This window comes from Streptomyces sp. NEAU-174 (assembly GCF_052665095.1).
Map to the genome: position 1 here is coordinate 367300 of NZ_JBQTCE010000009.1, position 21076 is coordinate 388375.

General features: G+C 73.9%; 2 protein-coding genes. Both read right to left on the minus strand.

Annotated elements, in window-relative coordinates; translation table 11 throughout:
* Nucleotides 1-20 precede the first annotated feature (20 nt).
* Nucleotides 21-15758, minus strand: coding sequence for a type I polyketide synthase (locus ACT2CW_RS27160; protein WP_445518565.1), 15738 nt, complete (start codon nucleotides 15756-15758; stop codon nucleotides 21-23).
* Nucleotides 15759-16018: 260 nt separating this feature from the next.
* Nucleotides 16019-21073: a type I polyketide synthase gene (locus tag ACT2CW_RS27165; protein WP_445518566.1), complete on the minus strand. Its 5055-nt coding sequence runs from the start codon at nucleotides 21071-21073 to the stop codon at nucleotides 16019-16021.
* Between the last annotated feature and the right edge of the window lie 3 nt (nucleotides 21074-21076).

Here is a 21076-nt window from a genome sequence, read left to right on the forward strand (position 1 = left end):
ATGAGCTCTTGTGGAGCTGGTCAGGAGAGCCCGAGCTCGTCGTCGAGGAGATCGAAGATCTCGTCTGCCGTCGCGGACTGGATTTCACGGTCATCTGCGGTGCTGTCCGTAGCACTTTGCGTTTCATTCCACTTCGACAAGAGGTCGCGCAGGCGGGTGGTGATGCCGGGGCGCTCGAGGTCGTCCGGGGCGATCGTGGCGAGGATCGCCTCGAGCTTGTCGAGCTCCGCGTGTACGGGCTGGTGTCCGGCCGCGCCGTCCGCGCCGTCCAGGGCCAGCTCCTCGCGCAGATACCCGGCGAGCGCGGTGGGCGTCGGGTAGTCGAAGATCAGCGTGACCGGCAGGCGCAGCCCGGCGGCGGCGCCCAGTCGGTTGCGCAGATCCACGGCGGTGAGCGAGTCGAAGCCGAGGTCGAGGAAGCCGCGCCCGGCGTCCACGTCGTCCGGGTTGGCGTGGCCGAGGACGGCCGCCACATGGGCGCGGACGACCTCCAGCAGCTCGCGGTCGCGTTCGGCCTCCGAGAGCCCGGAGAGCCGGGTCGCGAGCGAGCCCGCGCCCGAGTCGGCCACGACACCGGAGGTGGCCCCGGTGTCGGCGGAGCGCCGTACGGGGGTGCGGACCAGCCCGCGCAGCAGCGGCGGCAGCAGCCCGGCGGCGGCCTGGCCGCGCAGCGCGCCCGTGTCGATGCGGATCGGCACCAGCGCGGCCTCGGACAGGGTGCCCGCCACGTCGAACAGCGCCAGGCCCTCGTCCTGTCCGAGCGCCGCGAAGCCACCGCGCGAGATGCGGCTGACGTCGGAGGTGTCGAGGCTTCCGGCCATGCCGTCGGCCGCCGCCCACAGGCCCCAGGCGAGCGAGCTCGCGGGCAGGCCCTGGGCGTGGCGGTGCTGGGCGAGCGCGTCCAGGAAGGTGTTGGCCGCGGCGTAGTTGCCCTGTCCCGAGCTGCCGAAGGCACCGGCGGCCGAGGAGAAGAGCACGAACGCGGCCAGGTCGAGGTCGCGGGTGAGCTCGTGGAGGTTCCACGCCGCGTCCACCTTGGGGCGCAGTACGGCGTCGATCCGCTCACCGGTCAGCGAGCTGATCACCCCGTCGTCCAGGACGCCCGCGGTGTGCACCACGGCGGTCAGCGGGTGCTCCGCCGGGATGGCCGCGAGAGTGGCGGCGAGGGCCTCCCGGTCGGCGGTGTCACAGGCCGCCCAGGTGACCTCCGCGCCCAACCCCCCGAGTTCGGCGGCGAGTTCGGCAGCGCCGGGGGCCTGGCCACCGCGTCGGCTCACCAGCAGCAGATGCCGCACTCCGCGCTCCGCCACCAGATGGCGGGCGAAGAGCCCGCCCAGGGCTCCGGTGGCGCCGCTCAGCAGCACGGTGCCCTCCGGGTCGCCGAGTCCGCCCGGCTCGGGGGTGTCCGCCAGGGCCGGGACCCGGGCGAGGCGGTAGGCGTGGCCGGTGCCGGAGCGCAGGGCGAGCTGCGGTTCGTCGGTGGCGAGCACCGACGGCAGGGCCCGCTGGGAGGCGTCGGTGCCGTCGGTGTCCACCAGGACGAAACGGCCGGGGTTCTCCGACTGCGCGGACTTCACCAGACCCCACGCGGTGGTGTGGGCCAGGTCGGCGACGTCCTCGCCGGGTGCCGCCGCGACCGCGCCACGGGTGACGAGGACGAGCCGGGTGTCGGCGAGCCGCTGGTCGTTCAGCCAGCTCTGGACCAGGTCCAGGGCGTCCCGGGCGGCGGCCCGCGCGGTGTCGGGCACGGACGCGATGCCGCCGGTGGCGGTGAGGGGCGCCGTACCGTCAGTGGCGGGCGGGAGCGCCGCGCCGTCCGTGGCGGGCAGGGACGCCGCCGCGCCGCCGGTCGCGCCCAGAGGCGCCACGCCGCCGGTCCCGGTGAGAGACGCCACGCCCGTGAGGGACGCCGCGCCCGTGAGCGGCGCCACGACCACATCGGGGGCGGGCGCGCCACCGTCGAGGGCGGCGGTGAGCGCCGCGAGGTCCGCGTGGTCGTCCAGCCGCTCGCCGCCGACGGTGAAGCCGGTGGCGGCGCCGAGGGTCACCCAGCGCTCGCCGAGCGGGATGTCGGTGGCGGACGCGGACAGGGCCGCCCACTCGGGGCGGAACAGCGACTCGTGGTGCGCGGCGCGCGAGGCGTCCAGCTGCTCGGCCGCCAGCGGGCGGAGCACCAGTCCGTCGATGGTGGCCACGGCGGCGCCGGTGCCGTCGGCGAGGTGCAACGACACCCCGTCGGCGCCGGGCCGCAGCCGTACGCGCAGCGACGCGGCGCCCCCGGCGTGCAGCCGTACGCCGGTCCAGGCGAACGGCAGCCGCGCGCCCTCGCTCCCCTCGCCGTCCGGGTCGAGGCCGAGGGTGTGCAGGGCGGCGTCCAGCAGCGCCGGATGCATCCCGTACGCGGCGGCCTGCGGCTCGTAGCCCTGGGGCAGCCGGATCTCGGCGAACAGCTCCTCGCCGCGCCGCCAGGCGGTGTGCAGCCCCTGGAAGACCGGGCCGTAGCCGAGTCCGGCGGCGGCCGCGCCCTCGTAGAACTCCTCGGTCGCCAGGGCCGTCGCGTCGGCCGGGGGCCAGGCGCTCAGGTCCACCGGCTCGGCGGTGTGCTCGACCGCGGCGCCCGGGGCGAGGAAGCCGGTGGCGTGGCGGATCCACGGCTCGTCGGCGGGCGCGTCCTCCCGGCGGGAGTGGAGGGTCAGCGGGCGCCGGCCTGTCTCGTCGGCCGCCGCGAGCTCCAGCCGCAGCTGGACGGCGCCCTGTTCGGGCAGGACCAGGGGGGCCTGGAGGGTCAGCTCCTCGACCGTGTCACAGCCCGCCTCGTGGCCCGCGCGCAGCGCGAGTTCCACGAATGCGGTGCCGGGCAGCAGCACGGTGTCCATGACGGCGTGGTCGGCCAGCCAGGGGTGGGTCAGCAGCGACAGCCGCCCGGTGAACACGAAGCCACCGGTGTCGGGGAGTTCCACCGCCGCGCCCAGCAGCGGGTGGTCGGCCGTGTCGAGGCCCGCGGAGATGACGTCCTCGACGGAGATGCCCACGTCGAGCCAGTAGCGCTGGCGCTGGAAGGCGTAGGTGGGCAGCTCCACGCGGCGGGCGCCGCGCCCGGCGTAGACCGCGGCCCAGTCCGGGGCCGCGCCGCGGACATGGACGTGGGCGAGGGCTGTGGCGAGCGCCTGGGCCTCGGGGCGGCCGGCGCGCAGGGCGGGAACGAACACCGCGTCGGTGTCCACACCGCCGTCGGTCCCGGTCCCGGTCTCCGTGTCGGCGAGGCAGTCCTCGCCCATCGCGGAGAGCACCCCGTCCGGGCCGAGCTCCAGATACGTGGTCACGCCCTGCTCGCGCAGGGTGCGGACACCGTCGGCGAAGCGGACGGACTCGCGGACGTGGCGCACCCAGAACTCCGGCAGGCGGACCTCGTCGGCGGAGACCACCGTGCCGGTGAGGCAGGACACCAGCGGGATCCTCGGAGCGTTGAAGGTCAGCCCCTCGGCCAGCTTGCGGAAGTCCGCGAGCATCGGGTCCATATGCGGCGAGTGGAAGGCGTGGCTGACGGTGAGCCGCTTGGTCTTACGGCCCCGCGCCTCGAAACCAGAAGCGATCGCGACAGCCGCGTCCTCATCACCCGCGATCACCACCGACGACGGCCCATTGAGCGCGGCAATCGACACACGCTCAGTCAGCAGCGGCGCCACCTCGTCCTCGGACGCCTGGATGGCGATCATCGCGCCACCGCCGGGCAGCTCCTGCATCAGGCGGCCACGGGCCGCCACCAGTGTGCACGCGTCGGCGAGCGAGAACACGCCCGCCACATGCGCGGCGGCCAGCTCCCCGATGGAGTGGCCGGACAGGTAGTCCGCCGTCAGCCCCCACGCCTCGACCAGCCGGAACAGCGCCACCTCGACGGCGAACAGCGCGGGCTGGGTGACCGCGGTGCGGTCCAGGGCCTGCGCGTCCTCGCCGAACAGCACGGTCTTCAGCGGCCGTTCGAGATGCGGGTCCAGCGCGTCGCACACCTCGTCCAGCGCCTCGGCGAAGCGCGGGAACGTCCGGTACAGCTCACGGCCCATGCCGAGCCGCTGGCTGCCCTGCCCGGTGAACAGGAACGCCACCTTGCCCTCGGTGGCGACCCCGCGCAGCGCCTGCGCCGGGTGCTCACCGCGCGCCAGCGCGTCCAGCGCGCCCAGCGCCTCGTCCTGGCTCTCGGCCACCAGCGCGACGCGGTGTTCCAGCGCGGCGCGGGTCGTGGCGAGCGAGAAGCCCAGGTCGGTGAGGGAGACCCCGGGCTCGGCCGCGATCCGCGACCGCAGCCGCCGCGCCTGGGCCCGCACCCCGTCCTCGGTACGGGCCGACAGCAGCACCGGCACATACGGCAGGGCCTCGGGCTCCGCCGCGGGCTCGGCCGGCTCGGTGGCGGGCGGCTGCTCGATGATGGCGTGGGCGTTGGTGCCGCTGATGCCGAACGAGGACACCGCGGCCCGGCGCGGACGGCCGCTCTCCGGCCACTCCCGCGCCTCGGTCAGCAGCGACACCGCGCCCGCCGACCAGTCCACATGCGGCGACGGCTCGTCCACGTGCAGCGTCCGCGGCAGCAGACCGTGGCGCATCGACAGCACCATCTTGATGACACCGGCCACACCGGAGGCGGCCTGGGTGTGGCCCAGGTTGGACTTCACCGAGCCCAGCCACAGCGGCCGCTCCGCGTCCCGCTCCCGACCGTACGTGGCCAGCAGCGCCTGCGCCTCGATCGGGTCACCCAGCGTCGTACCCGTGCCGTGCGCCTCGACGACGTCCACTTCACCGGTGGTCAGGCGGGCGTTGGCGAGGGCCTGGCGGATGACGCGCTGCTGGGACGGGCCGTTGGGCGCCGTCAGACCGTTGGACGCGCCGTCCTGGTTGACGGCCGAGCCGCGCACGATCGCCAGCACCTCATGGCCGTGTCGACGGGCGTCCGACAGCCGCTCCAGGAGCAGCATGCCCGCGCCCTCGCCCCAGCCGGTGCCGTCGGCGGCGGCCGCGAAGGACTTGCAGCGGCCGTCCCTGGCCAGTCCGCGCTGGCGGCTGAAGTCGATGAACGTACCCGGGGTGAACATCACCGTGACCCCGCCGGCCAGCGCCAGCGAGCACTCGCCCTGGCGCAGCGCCTGCGCGGCCAGGTGCAGTGCCACCAGCGACGACGAGCAGGCCGTGTCGACCGTGACGGCCGGGCCCTCGAGGCCGAAGGTGTACGCCACGCGGCCGGACACCACGCTGCTGGAGCTGCCGGTGCCGAGGTAGCCCTCGACCTCGCTGGGGACGGCGTGCAGCCGGGACCCGTAGTCGTGGTACATGACGCCCGCGAACACACCGGTCCTGCTGCCGCGCACGGACAGCGGGTCGATCCCGGCGCGCTCGAACGCCTCCCACGAGGTCTCCAGCAGCAGCCGCTGCTGCGGGTCCATCGCCAGCGCCTCGCGGGGCGAGATCCCGAAGAACGCCGGGTCGAACTCGGCGGCGTCGTGCAGGAAGCCGCCCTCGCGGGCGTAGGAGGTGCCCTGGGTCTCCGGGTCCGGGTCGTAGAGCGCCTCGAGGTCCCAGCCACGGTTGTCCGGGAAGCGCGAGATGCCGTCCTCGCCCGCCGCGAGCAGCTGCCACAGCTCCTCGGGGGTGGTGACCCCGCCCGGGTAGCGGCAGCTCATCGCCACGATGGCGATCGGCTCGTCGTCGGTGGCGGCCACGACCGGCACCGACGTGTGCACCACCGGGGACTCGGCGCCGACGAGCTCGGTGCGCAGATGGCGGGCCAGGACCTGCGGGTCCGGGTAGTCGAAGATGAGCGTGGCGGGCAGCCGCAGCCCGGTGACCGAGTTGAGCTGGTTGCGCAGCTCGACGGCGGTCAACGAGTCGAAGCCCAGCTCCTTGAACGCCCGGCCCGAACCGATGGTCTCCGCACCGGCGTAGCCGAGCACGGTGGCCACCTGACCGCGCACCAGGTCCAGCAGCAGCCGCTCCTGCTCGGCCTCGGACAGCCCGGCGAGCCGCCCGGCCAGGCCGGACTCGCCGCCCGCCGCGACCGCGTCCACCGCGCGCCGCGCCGGGATCCGCACCAGGCCGCGGAACAGGGGCGAGACGGCGGGCTGGTTGCGCAGCGCCGCGAGGTCCACCCGCATGGGCACGAGCGACGCCTCGGAGACGGTCAGCGCGGTGTCGAGCAGGGCGAGGCCCTCGGCCACCGGCAGCGGCGGCAGTCCGGCGCGCCGCATCCGGGCGATGTCGGCCTCGTCCAGGGTGCTGCCCATACCGGCCCCGGCCCACAGGCCCCACGCGAGCGCGGTGGCGGGCAGTCCCTGGGCGGCGCGGTGGCGGGCGAGGGCGTCCAGGAAGGCGTTGGACGCGGCGTAGTTGCCCTGCCCCGGGCCGCCGAACACACCGGAGGAGGACGAGAACAGCACGAAGGCGGTCAGGTCCAGCTCGCGGGTGAGCTCATGCAGATTCCAGGCCGCGTCCACCTTCGGGCGCATGACGTGGTCGACGCGCTCGGAGGTGAGCGAGCCGATCACACCGTCGTCCAGCACGCCCGCGGTGTGTACGACGGCGGTCAGCGGATGCTCGGCGGGGACGGTGGCGAGGGCCGCGGCGAGCGCGTCCCGGTCGGCCACATCACACGCCGCCCAGCTCACGCTCGCGCCCAACTCGGCCAATTCGGTGGTGAGTTCATCAGCGCCAGGGGCCTGGTCGCCACGGCGGCTCACCAGCAGCAGCTGCCGTACGCCACGCTCGGCCACCAGATGCCGGGCCACCAGCCCGCCCAGCGAACCGGACGCGCCGGTCACCAGCACCGTGCCCTCGGGGTCGAGACCCCGGGCGTCGTCGCCCTCCGGCTCCACGGCCACCCGCGCCAGCCGCGGCACGGACACCGCGCCCGCGCGGATCGCCAGCTGCGGCTCGCCGGAGGCCAGGGCGGCGGGCAGCGCCCGCAGCGACTCGTCAGCACCGTCGGTGTCCACCAGCACGAAGCGGTCCGGGTTCTCGGACTGTGCCGAGCGCAGCAGACCCCAGACGGCCGCACCGGCCAGATCCGCCACCGGTTCGTCGGCCTCGACGGCCACCGCGCCACGGGTCACCACGACCAGCGGGGCGTCCCCGAACCGCTCCTCCTCCAGCCACCGCTGGACGACGGAGAGCGCCGCGGCGGCGGCACGGTGCGCCCCGCGGGCCACCTGCTCACCGACCTCGGCGGACGGCGATACGACGACGTACTCGGGCGCGGGCGCGGTGCCCGCGGCGACCGCCGCGGCCAGCGTCTCCAGGTCCCCGTACGCCGAGGTCCCGAGCCCGAGCGGATCCGCGCCCAGCACCGCCCACCGGCCGTCGGCGGGAACGTCCGCCCCGGCCGCGTCGGCGAGCCCGGCCGTGGTCGCCCACTCCAGGCGGAACAGCGACTCGTGGTAGGCCGTGCGCGCGCTCTGGATCTGCTCGGCCGAGACCGGGCGCAGCCCCAGCGTCTCGACGGCCGCGACCGGCGCGCCGGTGGTGTCGGCGATCTCCAGCCGGACACCGTCGGTGCCGGCCGGGGTCAGGTGTACCCGCAGCGCCGAGGCGCCGCTCGCGTACAGCGACACGCCGGTCCAGGCGAACGGCAGCCGCCCTTCGCCACCCGTGTTGCCCAGGCCGCCCATGCCGATGGCGTGCAGGGCGGAGTCCAGCAGCGCCGGGTGCAGCCCGAACGCGGCGGCCTCCTCGGCCGTCTCCTCGTCCAGCGCCACCTCGGCGAACACCTCGCCGCCGCGCTGCCACGCCCTGCGCAGCCCCTGGAACGCGGGGCCGTAGGCGAAACCGATGTCCAGCAGGCCCTCGTAGCGGCCGTCCAGCTCCACCTCGGTCGCGTCCGCCGGGGGCCACGCGCTCAGCTCGAACGCCGCCTCCGGACGGCCGCCGGACGCCAGCACACCGGCGGCGTGCCGGGTCCACGGCTCCTCGGCGGGCAGGCTCTCCGACCGGGAGTGCAGCAACAGCGGACGGCGGCCCGTCTCGTCGGCCGCGCCGACCGAGAGCCGCAGCTGGACACCGCCTCGCGCGGGCAGCACCAGCGGCGCCTCGAGGGTCAGCTCCTCCAGATAGTCGCAGCCGAGCTGGTCACCGGCGCGGATCGCCAGCTCCACGAACGCGGTGCCGGGCAGCAGCACCGTGTCCAGGATGGTGTGGCCCGCGAGCCACGGGTGGGTGGACAGCGCCAGCCGTCCGGTGAACAACATCCCGTCCGCGTCCGGAAGTTCGGCGCTGGCGCCGAGCAGCGGATGCTCGGCCTCGCCCAGCCCGACCGCGGCCACGTCGCCGAGGAACAGCGACGAGACCTTCGGCCAGTAGCGCTGCCGCTGGAAGGCATACGTGGGCAGCGTGACCTGCGCGGCGCCGGTACGGGCGTAGTACGCCGCCCAGTCCACCGCGATGCCACGGACGTGCGCCCGTGCGACGGCCTTCGTGAGCACCTCGGCCTCGGGGCGGCCCTTGCGCAGCGCGGAGACGAACGCCGTGTCGGGCGCGGAGTCGCTCACACACTCCTGGGCCATCGCGGTGAGGACACCGTCGGGGCCCAGCTCGATGAACGTGGTGACGTTCTGCGCCTCCATCGTCCGGACGCCGTCGAGGAAGCGGACGGCCTCGCGGACATGGCGCACCCAGAAGTCGGGGGTCGTGATCTCCTCGGCGGACACCACGCCACCGGTGAGGTTGGAGACGATCGGGATGCGCGGAGCCTCGTACGACAGCCCCTCCGCGACCTCACGGAACGCGTCCAACATGCCGTCCATGCGCGGGGAATGGAACGCGTGGCTGACCGTGAGCCGCTTGGTCTTACGACCCTGCGCCTCAAAACCGGAAGCGATCTCCCCGGCCGCGTCCTCATCACCCGCGATGACGACCGACGACGGCCCGTTGAGCGCGGCAATCGACACGCGCTCGGTGAGCAGCGGCGCGACCTCGTCCTCGGACGCCTGGACGGCGATCATCGCGCCACCGGCGGGAAGCGCCTGCATCAGTCGGCCACGGGCCGCGACCAGCTTCGCGGCGTCGGCGAGCGACAGCACACCGGCCACATGCGCGGCGGCCAGCTCACCGATCGAGTGACCGGAGAGGAAGTCGGGCCGCAGCCCCCACGCCTCCGAGACCAGCCGGAACAGCGCCACCTCGATCGCGAACAGCGCGGGCTGAGTGAACCCCGTCTGGTCCAGCGCCTCGGCGTCGTCCCCGAACAGCACTTCCCGCAGCGGCCGTTCGAGATGCGCGTCCAGGTGGGCGCACACCTCGTCCAGCGCGTCCGCGAATACCGGGTAGGCGTCGTAGAGCTCACGGCCCATGCCCAGCCGCTGGCTGCCCTGGCCGGTGAACAGGAACGCCACCTTGCCACCGGTCACCGAGCCCGTGACCAGCTTGGGCGTGCGGCGCCCCTCGGCGAGCGCCTCCAGACCGGACAGCAGCCCGTCCCGGTCCCCGGCGACGAGCGCCGCGCGCTCCTCGAAGGCGGTACGGCGCGTGGCGAGCGTGAACGCCACGTCGGTGAGGTCCAGCTCGGGCCGCTCGTCGAGGTGGGTGCGCAGCCGTACGGCCTGGTCGCGCAGGCCCTCGGGGGACTTGGCGGAGAGCACCCAGGTGGCGGGGGAACCGGACCGGGGCGCGGCGGCGGGCGTCGCGTCCTCGGTCTCGTCCGCGTACACCGGGGCCTGCTCGATGATGGTGTGCGCGTTGGTGCCGCTGATGCCGAAGGACGACACCGCGGCCCGGCGCGGACGGCCGGTCTCCGGCCACTCCCGCGCCTCGGTCAGCAGGGCGACCGCGCCCGCCGACCAGTCCACATGCGGGGTGGGCTCATCGACGTTGAGGGTCTGCGGCAGCAGTCCGTGCTGGATGGCCAGCACCATCTTCATCACACCGGCGACACCGGCCGCGGCCTGCGTATGGCCGAAGTTGGACTTGATGGAGCCGAGCCACAGGGGTTGCTCCGGCTCCCGCTCCTGGCCGTAGGTGGCCAGCAGCGCCTGCGCCTCGATCGGGTCACCCAGCTTGGTGCCCGTGCCGTGGGCCTCGACCGCGTCCACCTCGGACGCCGACAACCCCGCACCCGCCAACGCCTGACGGATCACCCGCTGCTGCGACGGACCATTCGGCGCCGTCAGACCATTCGACGCACCATCCTGGTTGATCGCCGAGCCACGCACGACCGCCAGCACCTCATGGCCGTTGCGCCGGGCATCCGACAGCCGCTCCACGAGCAGCATGCCCACACCCTCGCCCCAACCAGTGCCATCCGCACCCGCCGCGAACGCCTTGATACGACCATCAGCGGCCAACCCACGCTGACGACTGAAGTCCACGAACGAACCCGGCGTCGACATCACCGTCACACCACCGGCCAACGCCAACGAACACTCACCCGCACGCAACGCCTGAATCGCCCAGTGCAACGCCACCAACGACGACGAACACGCCGTATCCACCGTCACCGCCGGACCTTCCAGGCCCAACGCGTACGACACCCGACCCGACAGCACACTTGCCGCGTTACCCGTCCCCATGAAGCCTTCCGAGCCATCGGGGGCGGAGAGGATCACGGGCAGGTAGTCCTGGCCGTTGGTACCGGCGAACACGCCGACCTGCTGGCCGCGCAGCGTGGTCGGGTCGATCCCGGCCCGCTCGAACGCCTCCCACGACGTCTCCAGCAGCAGCCGCTGCTGCGGATCCATGGCAAGGGCCTCACGCGGCGAGATACCGAAGAAGACGGGGTCGAACTCGGCGGCGTCGGCGAGGAATCCGCCCTCGCGGACGTAGCTGGTGTGCTCGCCCGTGCCCTCCGGGTCGTACAGCGTCTCCAGGTCCCAGCCGCGGTCGGCGGGGAAGTCGACCACCGCGTCCTGCCCGGACGCCAGCAGCCGCCACAGCTCCTCCGGCGACCGCACACCGCCCGGGAAGCGGCAGCTCATGCCGACGATCGCGATGGGGTCGTCGTCCAGGGCCACGCCCACCGACGACGCACCGGTCACCGCCGGGCGCGTGCCGATGAGTTCGGCCTGGAGGTGGTCGGCGAGGGCGATCGGGGTGGGGTAGTCGAAGATGATGGTCGCGGGCAGCTTCAGCCCGGTGAGCGTGGACAGCAGGTTGCGGATCTCGACCGCGGTCAGCGAGTCGAAGCCGAGGTCGCGGAAGGCGCGGCTGGGCTCCACCGAGTCCGGCCCGGGGTGGCCGAGGACGACGGCCACCTGGGTGCGGACGAAGTCCAGGGCGATCTGGTCGCGTTCCTCGTCGGTCCCGGCGTCGGTCAGCCGCTGGGCCAGCGATGTGGACCGGCCGGGGATGGCGGGGCCACCGGTGGCGGTGCGCGCCACCTCGATCGCGCGCTTGGCCTCGGAGAGGTCGGCGAGCAGCGGGGTCGGGCGGTGGCCGGCGAGGCCGGGCGCGAAGCGGTTCCACTCGATGTCCACGACGAGGGAGAAGGTCTCGTCGAGGTCGAGCGCGGCGCCCAGGGCGGCGGTGGCCGGTTCGGGGGCGAGGGCGGGCAGCCCGGACTGCCGGAGCCGCTCGGCCACCAGCTCGTCGGTGGCCATGCCACTGTCGGCCCAGGCGCCCCAGGCCATCGAGGTGGCGGGCAGGCCCTCGGCGCGGCGCTGTTCGGCGAGCGCGTCGAGGTAGGCGTTGGCGGCCACGTAGTTGGCCTGTCCGGCGGCGCCGAAGGTGGCGGCCATGGAGGAGAAGAGCACGAACGCGGACAGGTCGAGGCCGCGGGTGAGCTCGTGCAGATGGCGGGCGGAGTCGGCCTTGGCGCGCAGCACATCGGCCATCCGCCGCGGGGTCTGGGCGTCGAGCACCCCGTCGTCCAGCACTCCGGCGGCGTGGACGACCGTGGTCAGCGGGAGGTCCGCGGGGACGGTCGCCAGCAGCGCGGCGAGGGCGTCGCGGTCGGCCACGTCGCAGGCTGCGACGGTCACCTGGGCGCCGAGGGCGGTGAGTTCGTCCCGCAGCTCGGCGGCGCCGGGCGCGTCGGGGCCACGGCGGCCCGCGAGCAGGATGTGCTGGGCGCCGTGGGCCACCAGCCAGCGGGCCACATGGCCGCCGAGGGCGCCGGTGCCGCCGGTGATCAGCGCGGTGCCGTGGGTGGTCCAGCCGTCCTCGGTGGTCTCGTGGCGCGGGGCGCGGGCCAGCCGTCGCACGTGGATGCCTTGCGGGCGGATGGCGAGGTGGTCCTCGCCGCTGATGCCCTCGGGCCCGGCGAGGATGTCGGCGAGCCGCCCGAGGGCGCGGTCGTCGGCGGTCTCGGGCAGGTCGATCAGACCGCCCCAGCGCTCGGGGTGTTCAAGCGCGGCGGTCCGGCCCAGGCCCCAGATCTGAGCCTGTTCGGGGCTGGTGAGCCGGTCGGAGCGGCCGACGGAGACCGCGCCGCGGGTGGCGGCCCACAGCGGGGCGTCGAGGCCGGCGTCGCCGAGGGCCTGGACGAGGGCGAGGGTGCCCGCGAGTCCGGCGCTGAGGGAGGGGTGCCCGTCGTACGGGCGCTCGTCCAGGCCGAGCAGGGAGAGCACACCGTCGAAGGACGGGGCCTCGGCCGCCGGGTCCGGGCTCAGGGCGGTGCGGATCCGCTCGGCGAGGGCGGCGCGGTCGGCGGTGGTGCCGTCGACGTCGATCCGGTGGACGGTGACGCCGCGTTCGGCCAGCAGCCGCAGCGACTCCACCACCCAGGGGTCGTCGGTGCGTCCCTCGGGGGTGACCACGAGCCAGGTGCCGGTGAGCGGCTTGGCCGGGGCCTGTGGCAGCGGGGTCCAGGTGACGCGGTAGCGCCAGCCGTCCACGGTGGTGTCCACGTGGCTCCGCCGGCGCCACGCGGACAGGACCGGCAGCACCTCGCTGAGGGGCTGGTCGCCGTCGAGGCCGAGGGTGTCGACCAGGGCGGCCAGGTCCTCGCTGTGCACGACCTCCCAGAACCGGGCGTCGGCCACGGCCGGTGCGGCGGCCTCGACGGCGGCGGGGTCGGCGCCGTACGAGAAGGGGTTGGCGGGCCAGTAGCGCTGCCGCTGGAAGGCGTAGGTGGGCAGCTCGACGCGGCGGGCGCCGGTGCCCGCGTAGTACGTGGCCCAGTCCACGGGCAGACCGCGGACGTGGGCCTGGGCGAGCGCGTGGCTCAGGGTGCGGGGCTCGGGGCGGCCGGAGCGCAGGGCGGGCAGGAAGGCGTACGCGCGGTTCTTGCCGCCGCTCACGCACTCCTGGGCCATGGCGGAGAGCACGCCGTCGGGGCCCAGTTCCACGAAGGTAGTGACGCCGTGGTCCTCGAGGCGGCGGACGCCGTCGAGGAAGCGGACGGCCTCGCGGACGTGGCTGACCCAGAACTCGGGCGTGGTGATCTCGTCGGCGCTCACCAGGGTGCCGGTGAGGTTGGAGACGATCGGGATCTTCGGGGCCTCGTAGGTCAGCCGCTCGGCCACCTGACGGAAGTTCTCCAGCATCCCGTCCATGTGCGGGGAGTGGAAGGCGTGGCTGACGGTGAGCCGCTTGGTCTTGCGGCCCCGCGCCTCGAAGCCCGCCGCGATCTCCACGGCCGCATCCTCGTCACCGGCGATGACGACCGACGTCGGGCCGTTGACGGCGGCGATGGACACCCGCTCGGTGAGCAGCGGTGTCACCTCGTCCTCCGCCGCCTGCACCGCGATCATCGCGCCGCCGGTGGGGAGTTGCTGCATCAGCTGGCTGCGCGCGGCGACCAGGGCGGAGGCGTGGGTGAGCGAGAGCACCCCGGCGACATGGGCGGCGGTGAGCTCGCCGATGGAGTGGCCGGAGAGGAAGTCGGGCCGCAGCCCCCAGGACTCGACGAGGCGGAAGAGGGCGACCTCGACGGCGAACAGGGCGGGCTGGGTGTAGCCGGTCCGGTCGAGCGTGGCGGCGTCGTCGCCGAACAGCACGTCCTTCAGGGGCCGGTCGAGGAAGCGGTCGAGCTGGGCGCAGACCGCGTCCAGCGCCTCGGCGAACACCGGGTACGCCGCGTACAGCTCACGGCCCATGCCGAGCCGCTGGCTGCCCTGCCCGGTGAAGAGGAACGCGACCTTGCCCTCGGCGGCGAGGCCCTCGGTCACCTCGGGGTGGTGGCGGCCCTCGGCGAGCGCGTCGAGGCCCGCGAGGAGCTCGTCGTGGTCGGCGGCGACGACCGCGGCGCGGCGGTCGAGGGCGGCCCGGGTGGCGGCCTGGGAGTAGCCGATGTCGACGAGGCGGTGGCCGGGGTGGGCGGCCAGATGGGTCCGCAGCCGCAGGGCCTGGGCGCGCAGCGCCTGCTCGTTCTTGCCGGACAGCACGACCGGGACGAGGGGCGGCTCGGCCCGCTCCGGCTCGTCGCCCTCGGCGGTCTCGGCGGGCGCCGCGGCGGCCGGGGCCTCCTCGAGGATGGTGTGCACATTGGTGCCGCTCATGCCGAACGACGAGACGCCCGCGCGGCGCGGGGTGGCGCCCTCGGGGTCCTTGGCCCACTCGCGGGGTGCGGTGAGCAGTTCGACGTCCCCGGCCGTCCAGTCGACGTGCGGGGTGGGCTCGGTGAGATGGAGGGTCTGGGGCAGCACACCGTGCCGCATCGCCATGACCATCTTGATGACGCCGCCGACACCGGCGCCCGCCTGGGCGTGGCCGATGTTGGACTTGATGGAGCCGATGAGCAGCGGTTTGCCCTCGGGGCGGTCCTGGCCGTACGTGGCGAGCAGGGCCTGCGCCTCGATCGGGTCGCCGAGTGCGGTGCCGGTGCCATGCGCCTCGACGGCGTCCACCTGGTCGGGGCTGAGCCGGGCGTTGGCCAGCGCCTGGAGGATGACGCGCTGCTGGGAGGGGCCGTTGGGCGAGGTGAGGCCGTTGCTGGCGCCGTCCTGGTTGACGGCGGAGCCGCGGACCACGGCGAGCACCGGGTGGCCCTTGCGCTGGGCGTCCGACAGCCGCTCGACCAGCAGCATGCCGACGCCCTCGCCCAGGCAGAAGCCGTCGGCCTCCGGGGCGAAGGGCTTGGAGCGGCCGTCGAGGGCCAGTCCGCGCATCTTGCTGTAGTCGACGAAGACGCCGGGCGCGCACATCAGGGTGGCGCCACCGGCGAGCGCGAGCGAGCATTCGCCGTTGCGCAGCGCCTGGACGGCGAGGTGGAGCGCCACCAGCGAGGAGGAGCACGCGGTGTCGACGGTGACGGCCGGGCCCTCGAAACCGAAGGTGTAGGAGAGGCGGCCGGAGGCGACGCTCGCGGCGTTACCGGTGCCGAAGTAGCCCTCGAAGTTCTCGTTGGAACTGAGGATCGCACCCAGGTAATCGTGATTGCTGGTTCCGACGAAGACGCCGATCTGCCGGCCGCGCACCGCGACCGGGTCGATTCCGGCGCGCTCGAACGCCTCCCAGGAGGTCTCCAGCAGCATCCGCTGCTGCGGATCCATGCCGAGCGCTTCCCGGGGGCTGATGCCGAACAGCGAAGGGTCGAAATCGGCAATGCCGTCGACGAATCCGCCCTCGTGCACATAGCTGGTGCCGGGGTGGTCCGGATCCGGGTGGTACATCGTGTCGACATTCCACCCGCGGTCCAGCGGGAACTCGCTGACCGCGTCGACGCCCTCGCTGACGATGCGCCACAGGTCCTCGGGCGATTGCACGCCCCCGGGATAACGGCAGCCGATCCCCACGATGGCGATGGGGTCGTGGTTCTTCGCCTCGGCCTCTTGCAGGCGGAGGCGAGTCTGGTGCAGATCCGCCGTTACCAGCTTGAGGTAGTCCCGCAGCGTCTCTTCATTCGCCATTTACGCAATCCAATTACGGCAGACGGCATCGGAAATGCTCCACAGATCCTCAACGGGAGCCGGTAACCAACAACCAAATCAGTCGACTTCTCGCTGAGAGGCTATGTGCGAACTAACCCTCATAACAACCCCTAGCTGCCCCCTATGACCCCCTGGAGACCCAAGGTGCGATAGGGGGCAGCCCGGTATTTCGAAACTCTATTGAAGGGTAGAGAAAATCCTGGCCGACATCGGATACGACGTCAATAGCGGAATTCCCGTCAAGCCCTTCCGAGCCCCTTGTTGATGAATGCGAAGAGCTCTTCGTCGCTGGCCGACTGGAGCTGTTCGGCGTCCACCGTGTCCTTCGCCGGGCGCTCCGGCGCCGCCGCGGCGGCGGGCTCGGCGGTGACCGCCGTGCCGTCCGACTCGTTCCACTTCGCCAGCAGCGACTGGAGCCGCATGGTGATCCGGGCCCGGGTGATGTTGTCGGGCGCGGTGCCGGTGAGCGCGGACTCCAGCTTGTCGAGCTCATCGAGCACCGCCGTGCCGTCGGCCGCCTCGTCGGGCGCGATCCCGGCCCGCAGATAGGCGGCCACGGCGGCCGGGGTCGGGTGGTCGAAGATCAGGCTCGGGGGCAGCTTCAGCCCGCTCGCGGCGCCCAGCCGGTTGCGGAGCTCGACCGCGGTCAGCGAGTCGAAGCCCAGCTCCTTGAAGGCCCGCCCGGCCTCGATGGCCTGAGCGCCGGAGTGGCCCAGCACGGCGGCCACCGCGCTGCGCACCAGATCCAGCAGCACCCGCTCCCGCTCGGTCTCCGGCAGGCCCGCGAGCTGCCCGGCCAGGGCCGTCCCGGCGGCGCCCGCGTCGTCGGTCTCGGCGGCGGCCATCTCCTCGACGACCTCGCGGGCCTCGGGCAGGTCGTGCAGCAGCGGCCGCGGCCGGTCGGCGGTGAAGGCGAGGGTGAACCGCCGCCAGTCCATGTCGATGACGGTCAGCGCGGTCTCGTCCCGGTCCAGCGCGTGCTGGAGCGTGGCGGTGGCGGGCTCCGGCGCCATCTCGTTGATGCCGTGGCGGCGCATCCGGTCGCCCACGGCGCCGTCCACGCTTGAGCCGTCGCCCCACGGGCCGAAGGTCAGCGTGGTGGCGGGCAGCCCGTCCGCGCGGCGCTGCTCGGCGAAGGCGTGCAGGAAGGCGTTGCCGGGCGCCTGGTTGCCCTGGCCGGGCGCGCCGAAGGTGGCGGAGAAGTGCGAGCACAGCACGAACGCGGTCAGGTCGAGCTCGCGGGTGAGCTCGTGCAGATGGCGCGTGGCGTCCACCTTCAGCCGCAGCACTCGCTCGACCTGATCGGGGGTCAGCCCCTCGATCACCCCGTCGTCGATGACGGCGGCGGTGTGCACGACGGCCGTCAGCGGCTGGTCGGCCGGGATGGCCGCGAGGGTCTGGGCGAGCGCGGCGCGGTCGGTCACATCGCACGCGGCGAGGGTGACCTTGGCGCCGAGCCCGGTCAGCTCGGCCTCCAGCTCGACCGCCCCGGGGGCGTCCGGGCCCCTGCGGCTCGCCAGGACGAGATGGTCGGCGCCGTTGCGGGCCAGCCACCGCGCGACCTGTGCGCCGAGCCGTCCCGTACCGCCGGTGACCAGTGTGGTGCCGGTCGGCCTCCAGGCCCGTACGGCGGAGGTGTCGGCCAGCGGGGCGCGCACCAGGCGGGGCCCGAAGACGCCGGTGGCGCGGATCGCGGCCTGGTCGTCGTCGCCTTCGGAGGCGAGGAGACCCACCAGCCGGGTCAGGGCGGGCTCGTCGGGCGTGTCGGGCAGGTCGATCAGACCGCCCCAGCGCTCCAGGTGCTCCAGCGCGGCCACCCGGCCCAGGCCCCAGACGAGGGCCTGCTCGGGCGCGGCCGGGCGGTCCGTGCCGCCGACCGAGACGGCGCCCTGCGTCAGGCACCACAGCGGCGCGCCGATGCCCGCGTCGCCGAGGGCCTGGACCAGCGCGAGCTGGGCGGCCGTTCCGGCGGGCAGGGAGGCGTGCTCGGGGTGTGTGCCCTCGGCCGGGGCCAGCAGCGAGACCACTCCGGCGAACGCGGCGCCATCGGCGTCGGTTCCGGCTTCGGTGCCGCTTCCGACTCCGGTTTCGGTTCCGGCTCCGGCTTCGGCTTCGGTCCCGGCCTCGGCTGCGGCTTCGGCCAGCGCGGTGCGCAGCCGCGCGGCCAGCTCCTCCCGGCCGTCGACTGCGGTGTCCACGGCGATCCGCGTCACGTCGGCGCCGCGTTCGGCGAGCACACCGGCCACGGCGTCGGTCCAGGTGTCCTCGGTGGCCGGGGTGACGACGAGCCACCTGCCGGTCAGCCGCGCGGACCGCTCCTCGGCGAGCGGCTTCCACGTCACGCGGTAGCGCCAGCCGTCCACCGTGGACTGCTCACGGGCCTGCTTGCGCCACGACGCCAGGGCGGGCAGCACGGCGCTCATGGGCTGGTCGCCCTCGACCGTCAGCTCGGCGGCCAGGCTCTGCCAGTCCTCGGCCTCCACGGCGGCCCAGAACTTCGCCTCCACGGCGTCGTGCCTGCTCTCCCCCGCGCCCCGTACCTGCGCGGCCTCCGGCCAGTAGCGCTGCCGCTGGAAGGCGTACGTGGGCAGCTCGATCCGGCGCGCGCCGGTGCCGTCGAAGAACGCCTCCCAGTCCACGGCCACACCGCGCGACCACGCCTCGCCGACGGAGGCCCAGAAGCGGTCCAGGCCGCCCTCGTCACGGCGCAGCGACCCGATCGCGGCCGCGTCCACTCCGGCGTCCTCGGCGGTCTCCTGCACACCCATCGTCAGCACCGGATGGGCGCTGGACTCGATGAACACGCCGAAGCCCTCGTCCAGCAGCCGCCGGACCGCGCCTTCCAGCTCAACCGTGCGCCGCAGGTTGGTGACCCAGTACTCCGCATCCAGCTCCGGACCCTCGACCCACTCCCCCGTCACCGTCGACAGGAACGGCACCTGGGCGTTCTTCGGCTGTACGGGGGCCAGCAGCTCCAGCAGTTCCTCGCGGAGCAGCTCGACCTGCGCGGAGTGCGAGGCGTAGTCCACCGGCACCCGGCGCGCCCGCACCTCATCGGCCTCGCAGGACGCCAGCAGCTCCTCCAGCGCCTCGGGCTCGCCGGAGACCACCACCGACGAGGGCCCGTTGACGGCCGCGACGGAGATCCGTTCGCCCCACGGCGCGATCCGCTCGCGCACATCCGCCACCGGCAGCGCCACCGACACCATGCCGCCCTTGCCCGCCAGCACCCGGCCGATCGCCTGGCTGCGCAACGCCACCACACGCGCCGCGTCCTTCAGCGACAGGGCTCCCGCCACGCACGCGGCGGCGATCTCGCCCTGCGAATGGCCGATCACCGCGCCCGGGACGACACCCAGCGAACGCCACAGCTCCGCGAGCGACACCATCACCGCGAACAGCACCGGCTGGACCACATCCACCCGGTCCAGCGACGGCGCACCCTCGGCACCCCGCAACACATCCACCAACGACCAGTCGGTGAACTCCGCGAGCGCCGCCGCGCACTCCTCGATCCGCGCGCCGAAGACGGGCGAGGCGTCCATCAGCCCCACGCCCATCCGCACCCACTGCGACCCCTGCCCGGGGAAGACGAACGCCGTCTGCCCGGCGACCACGGCGCCCCGCTCCACACCGGCCGCCATGCCGCCCTCGGCGAGCGCGGTCAGCCCGGCCATCAGCTCCTCGCGGTCCCGGCCCTGGACCACACCGCGGTGGTCCAGCGCGGCGCGGGTGGTGGCCAGCGACAGGCCGATGTCCACCGTGCGCAGCGCCGGTTCGTCGTGCAGCCGGTCCAGCAGCCGCCACGCCTGGGCGCGCAGCGCCGCCTCGCTCTTGCCGGAGAGCACCCACGGCAGCACACCCGGCTGCTTGGACACCAGCTCGACCGGGCCCGGCTCCTCGGCGGGGGCCTGCTCGACGATGGTGTGCGCGTTGGTGCCGCTGAAGCCGAAGGAGGAGATGCCCGCACGGCGCGGACGGCCGGTCTCGGGCCAGGGCGTGGCCGACCTGACCAGCGCGATCTTCCCCGACGACCAGTCGATGTGCGGGGACGGCTCGGCGATGTGCAGCGACTCGGGGACCACCCCGTGCTGCATCGCCAGCACCATCTTCATCACCCCGGCGATGCCCGCGGCGCCCTGGGTGTGGCCGATGTTGGACTTCACCGAGCCGAGCAGCAGGGGCAGTTCCTCGGGCCGGTCCTGGCCGTAGGTGGCCAGCAGCGCCTGCGCCTCGATCGGGTCGCCGAGCGAGGTGCCCGTGCCATGGGCCTCCACGACGTCCACATCGCCCGCGGACAGCCGCGCGTTGGCCAGCGCCTGCTGGATGACGCGCTGCTGGGACGGGCCGTTGGGCGCCGTCAGGCCATTGCTGGCGCCGTCCTGGTTGACGGCCGACCCGCGCACCACGGCCAGCACCTTGTGGCCCAGGCGGCGGGCGTCCGAGAGCCGCTCCAGCAGCAGGACGCCCACGCCCTCGGCCGGGCCGAAGCCGTCGGCGTCCGCCGAGAACGCCTTGCAGCGGCCGTCCTCGGACAGCCCGCGCTGACGGCTGAACTCGATGAACAGCCCCGGCGTGGACATCACATGGACGCCGCCCGCGAGCGCGAGCGAGCACTCGCCGAGCCGCAGCGACTGGACGGCCAGGTGCAGCGCCACCAGCGACGCCGAGCAGGCCGTGTCCACCGTGACGGCCGGGCCCTCCAGGCCGAACACGTAGGAGAGCCGGCCGGAGACGACGCTGCTGGCGTTGCCGGTGCCGAGGTGGCCGCCGAAGTCGTCCTCGGCGTCGAGCGCCACCGTCAGATAGTCGGAGGCGTTCATGCCCGCGAAGACACCGGTCCGGCTGCCGCGCAGGGACGCGGGGTCGATCCCGGCCCGCTCGAACGCCTCCCACGAGGTCTCCAGCAGCAGCCGCTGCTGCGGATCCATCGCCATGGCCTCGCGCGGCGAGATCCCGAAGAACGCCGCGTCGAACCGGGTGGCGTCGCCCAGGAACCCGCCCTCGCGGGTGTAGGTGGTGTCCGGGGTGTCCGGGTCGGAGTCGAACAGGTTCGCCAGGTCCCAGCCGCGGTCGGCCGGGAACTCCGTCTGCGCCTCGCCGCCGGAGGCCATGAGCCGCCACAGCTCCTCGGGGGTGCTGACACCCCCGGGGAAGCGGCAGCTCATGCCCACGATGGCGATCGGCTCATGGGCCTGGTCGTCGGCCTCCTGGAGCCGCCGGTGGGCGGCGGTGAGGTCGGTGGTGACCTTCTTCAGATATTCGCGGAGCTTGGCTTCGTTCGCAGTCGCCATGGA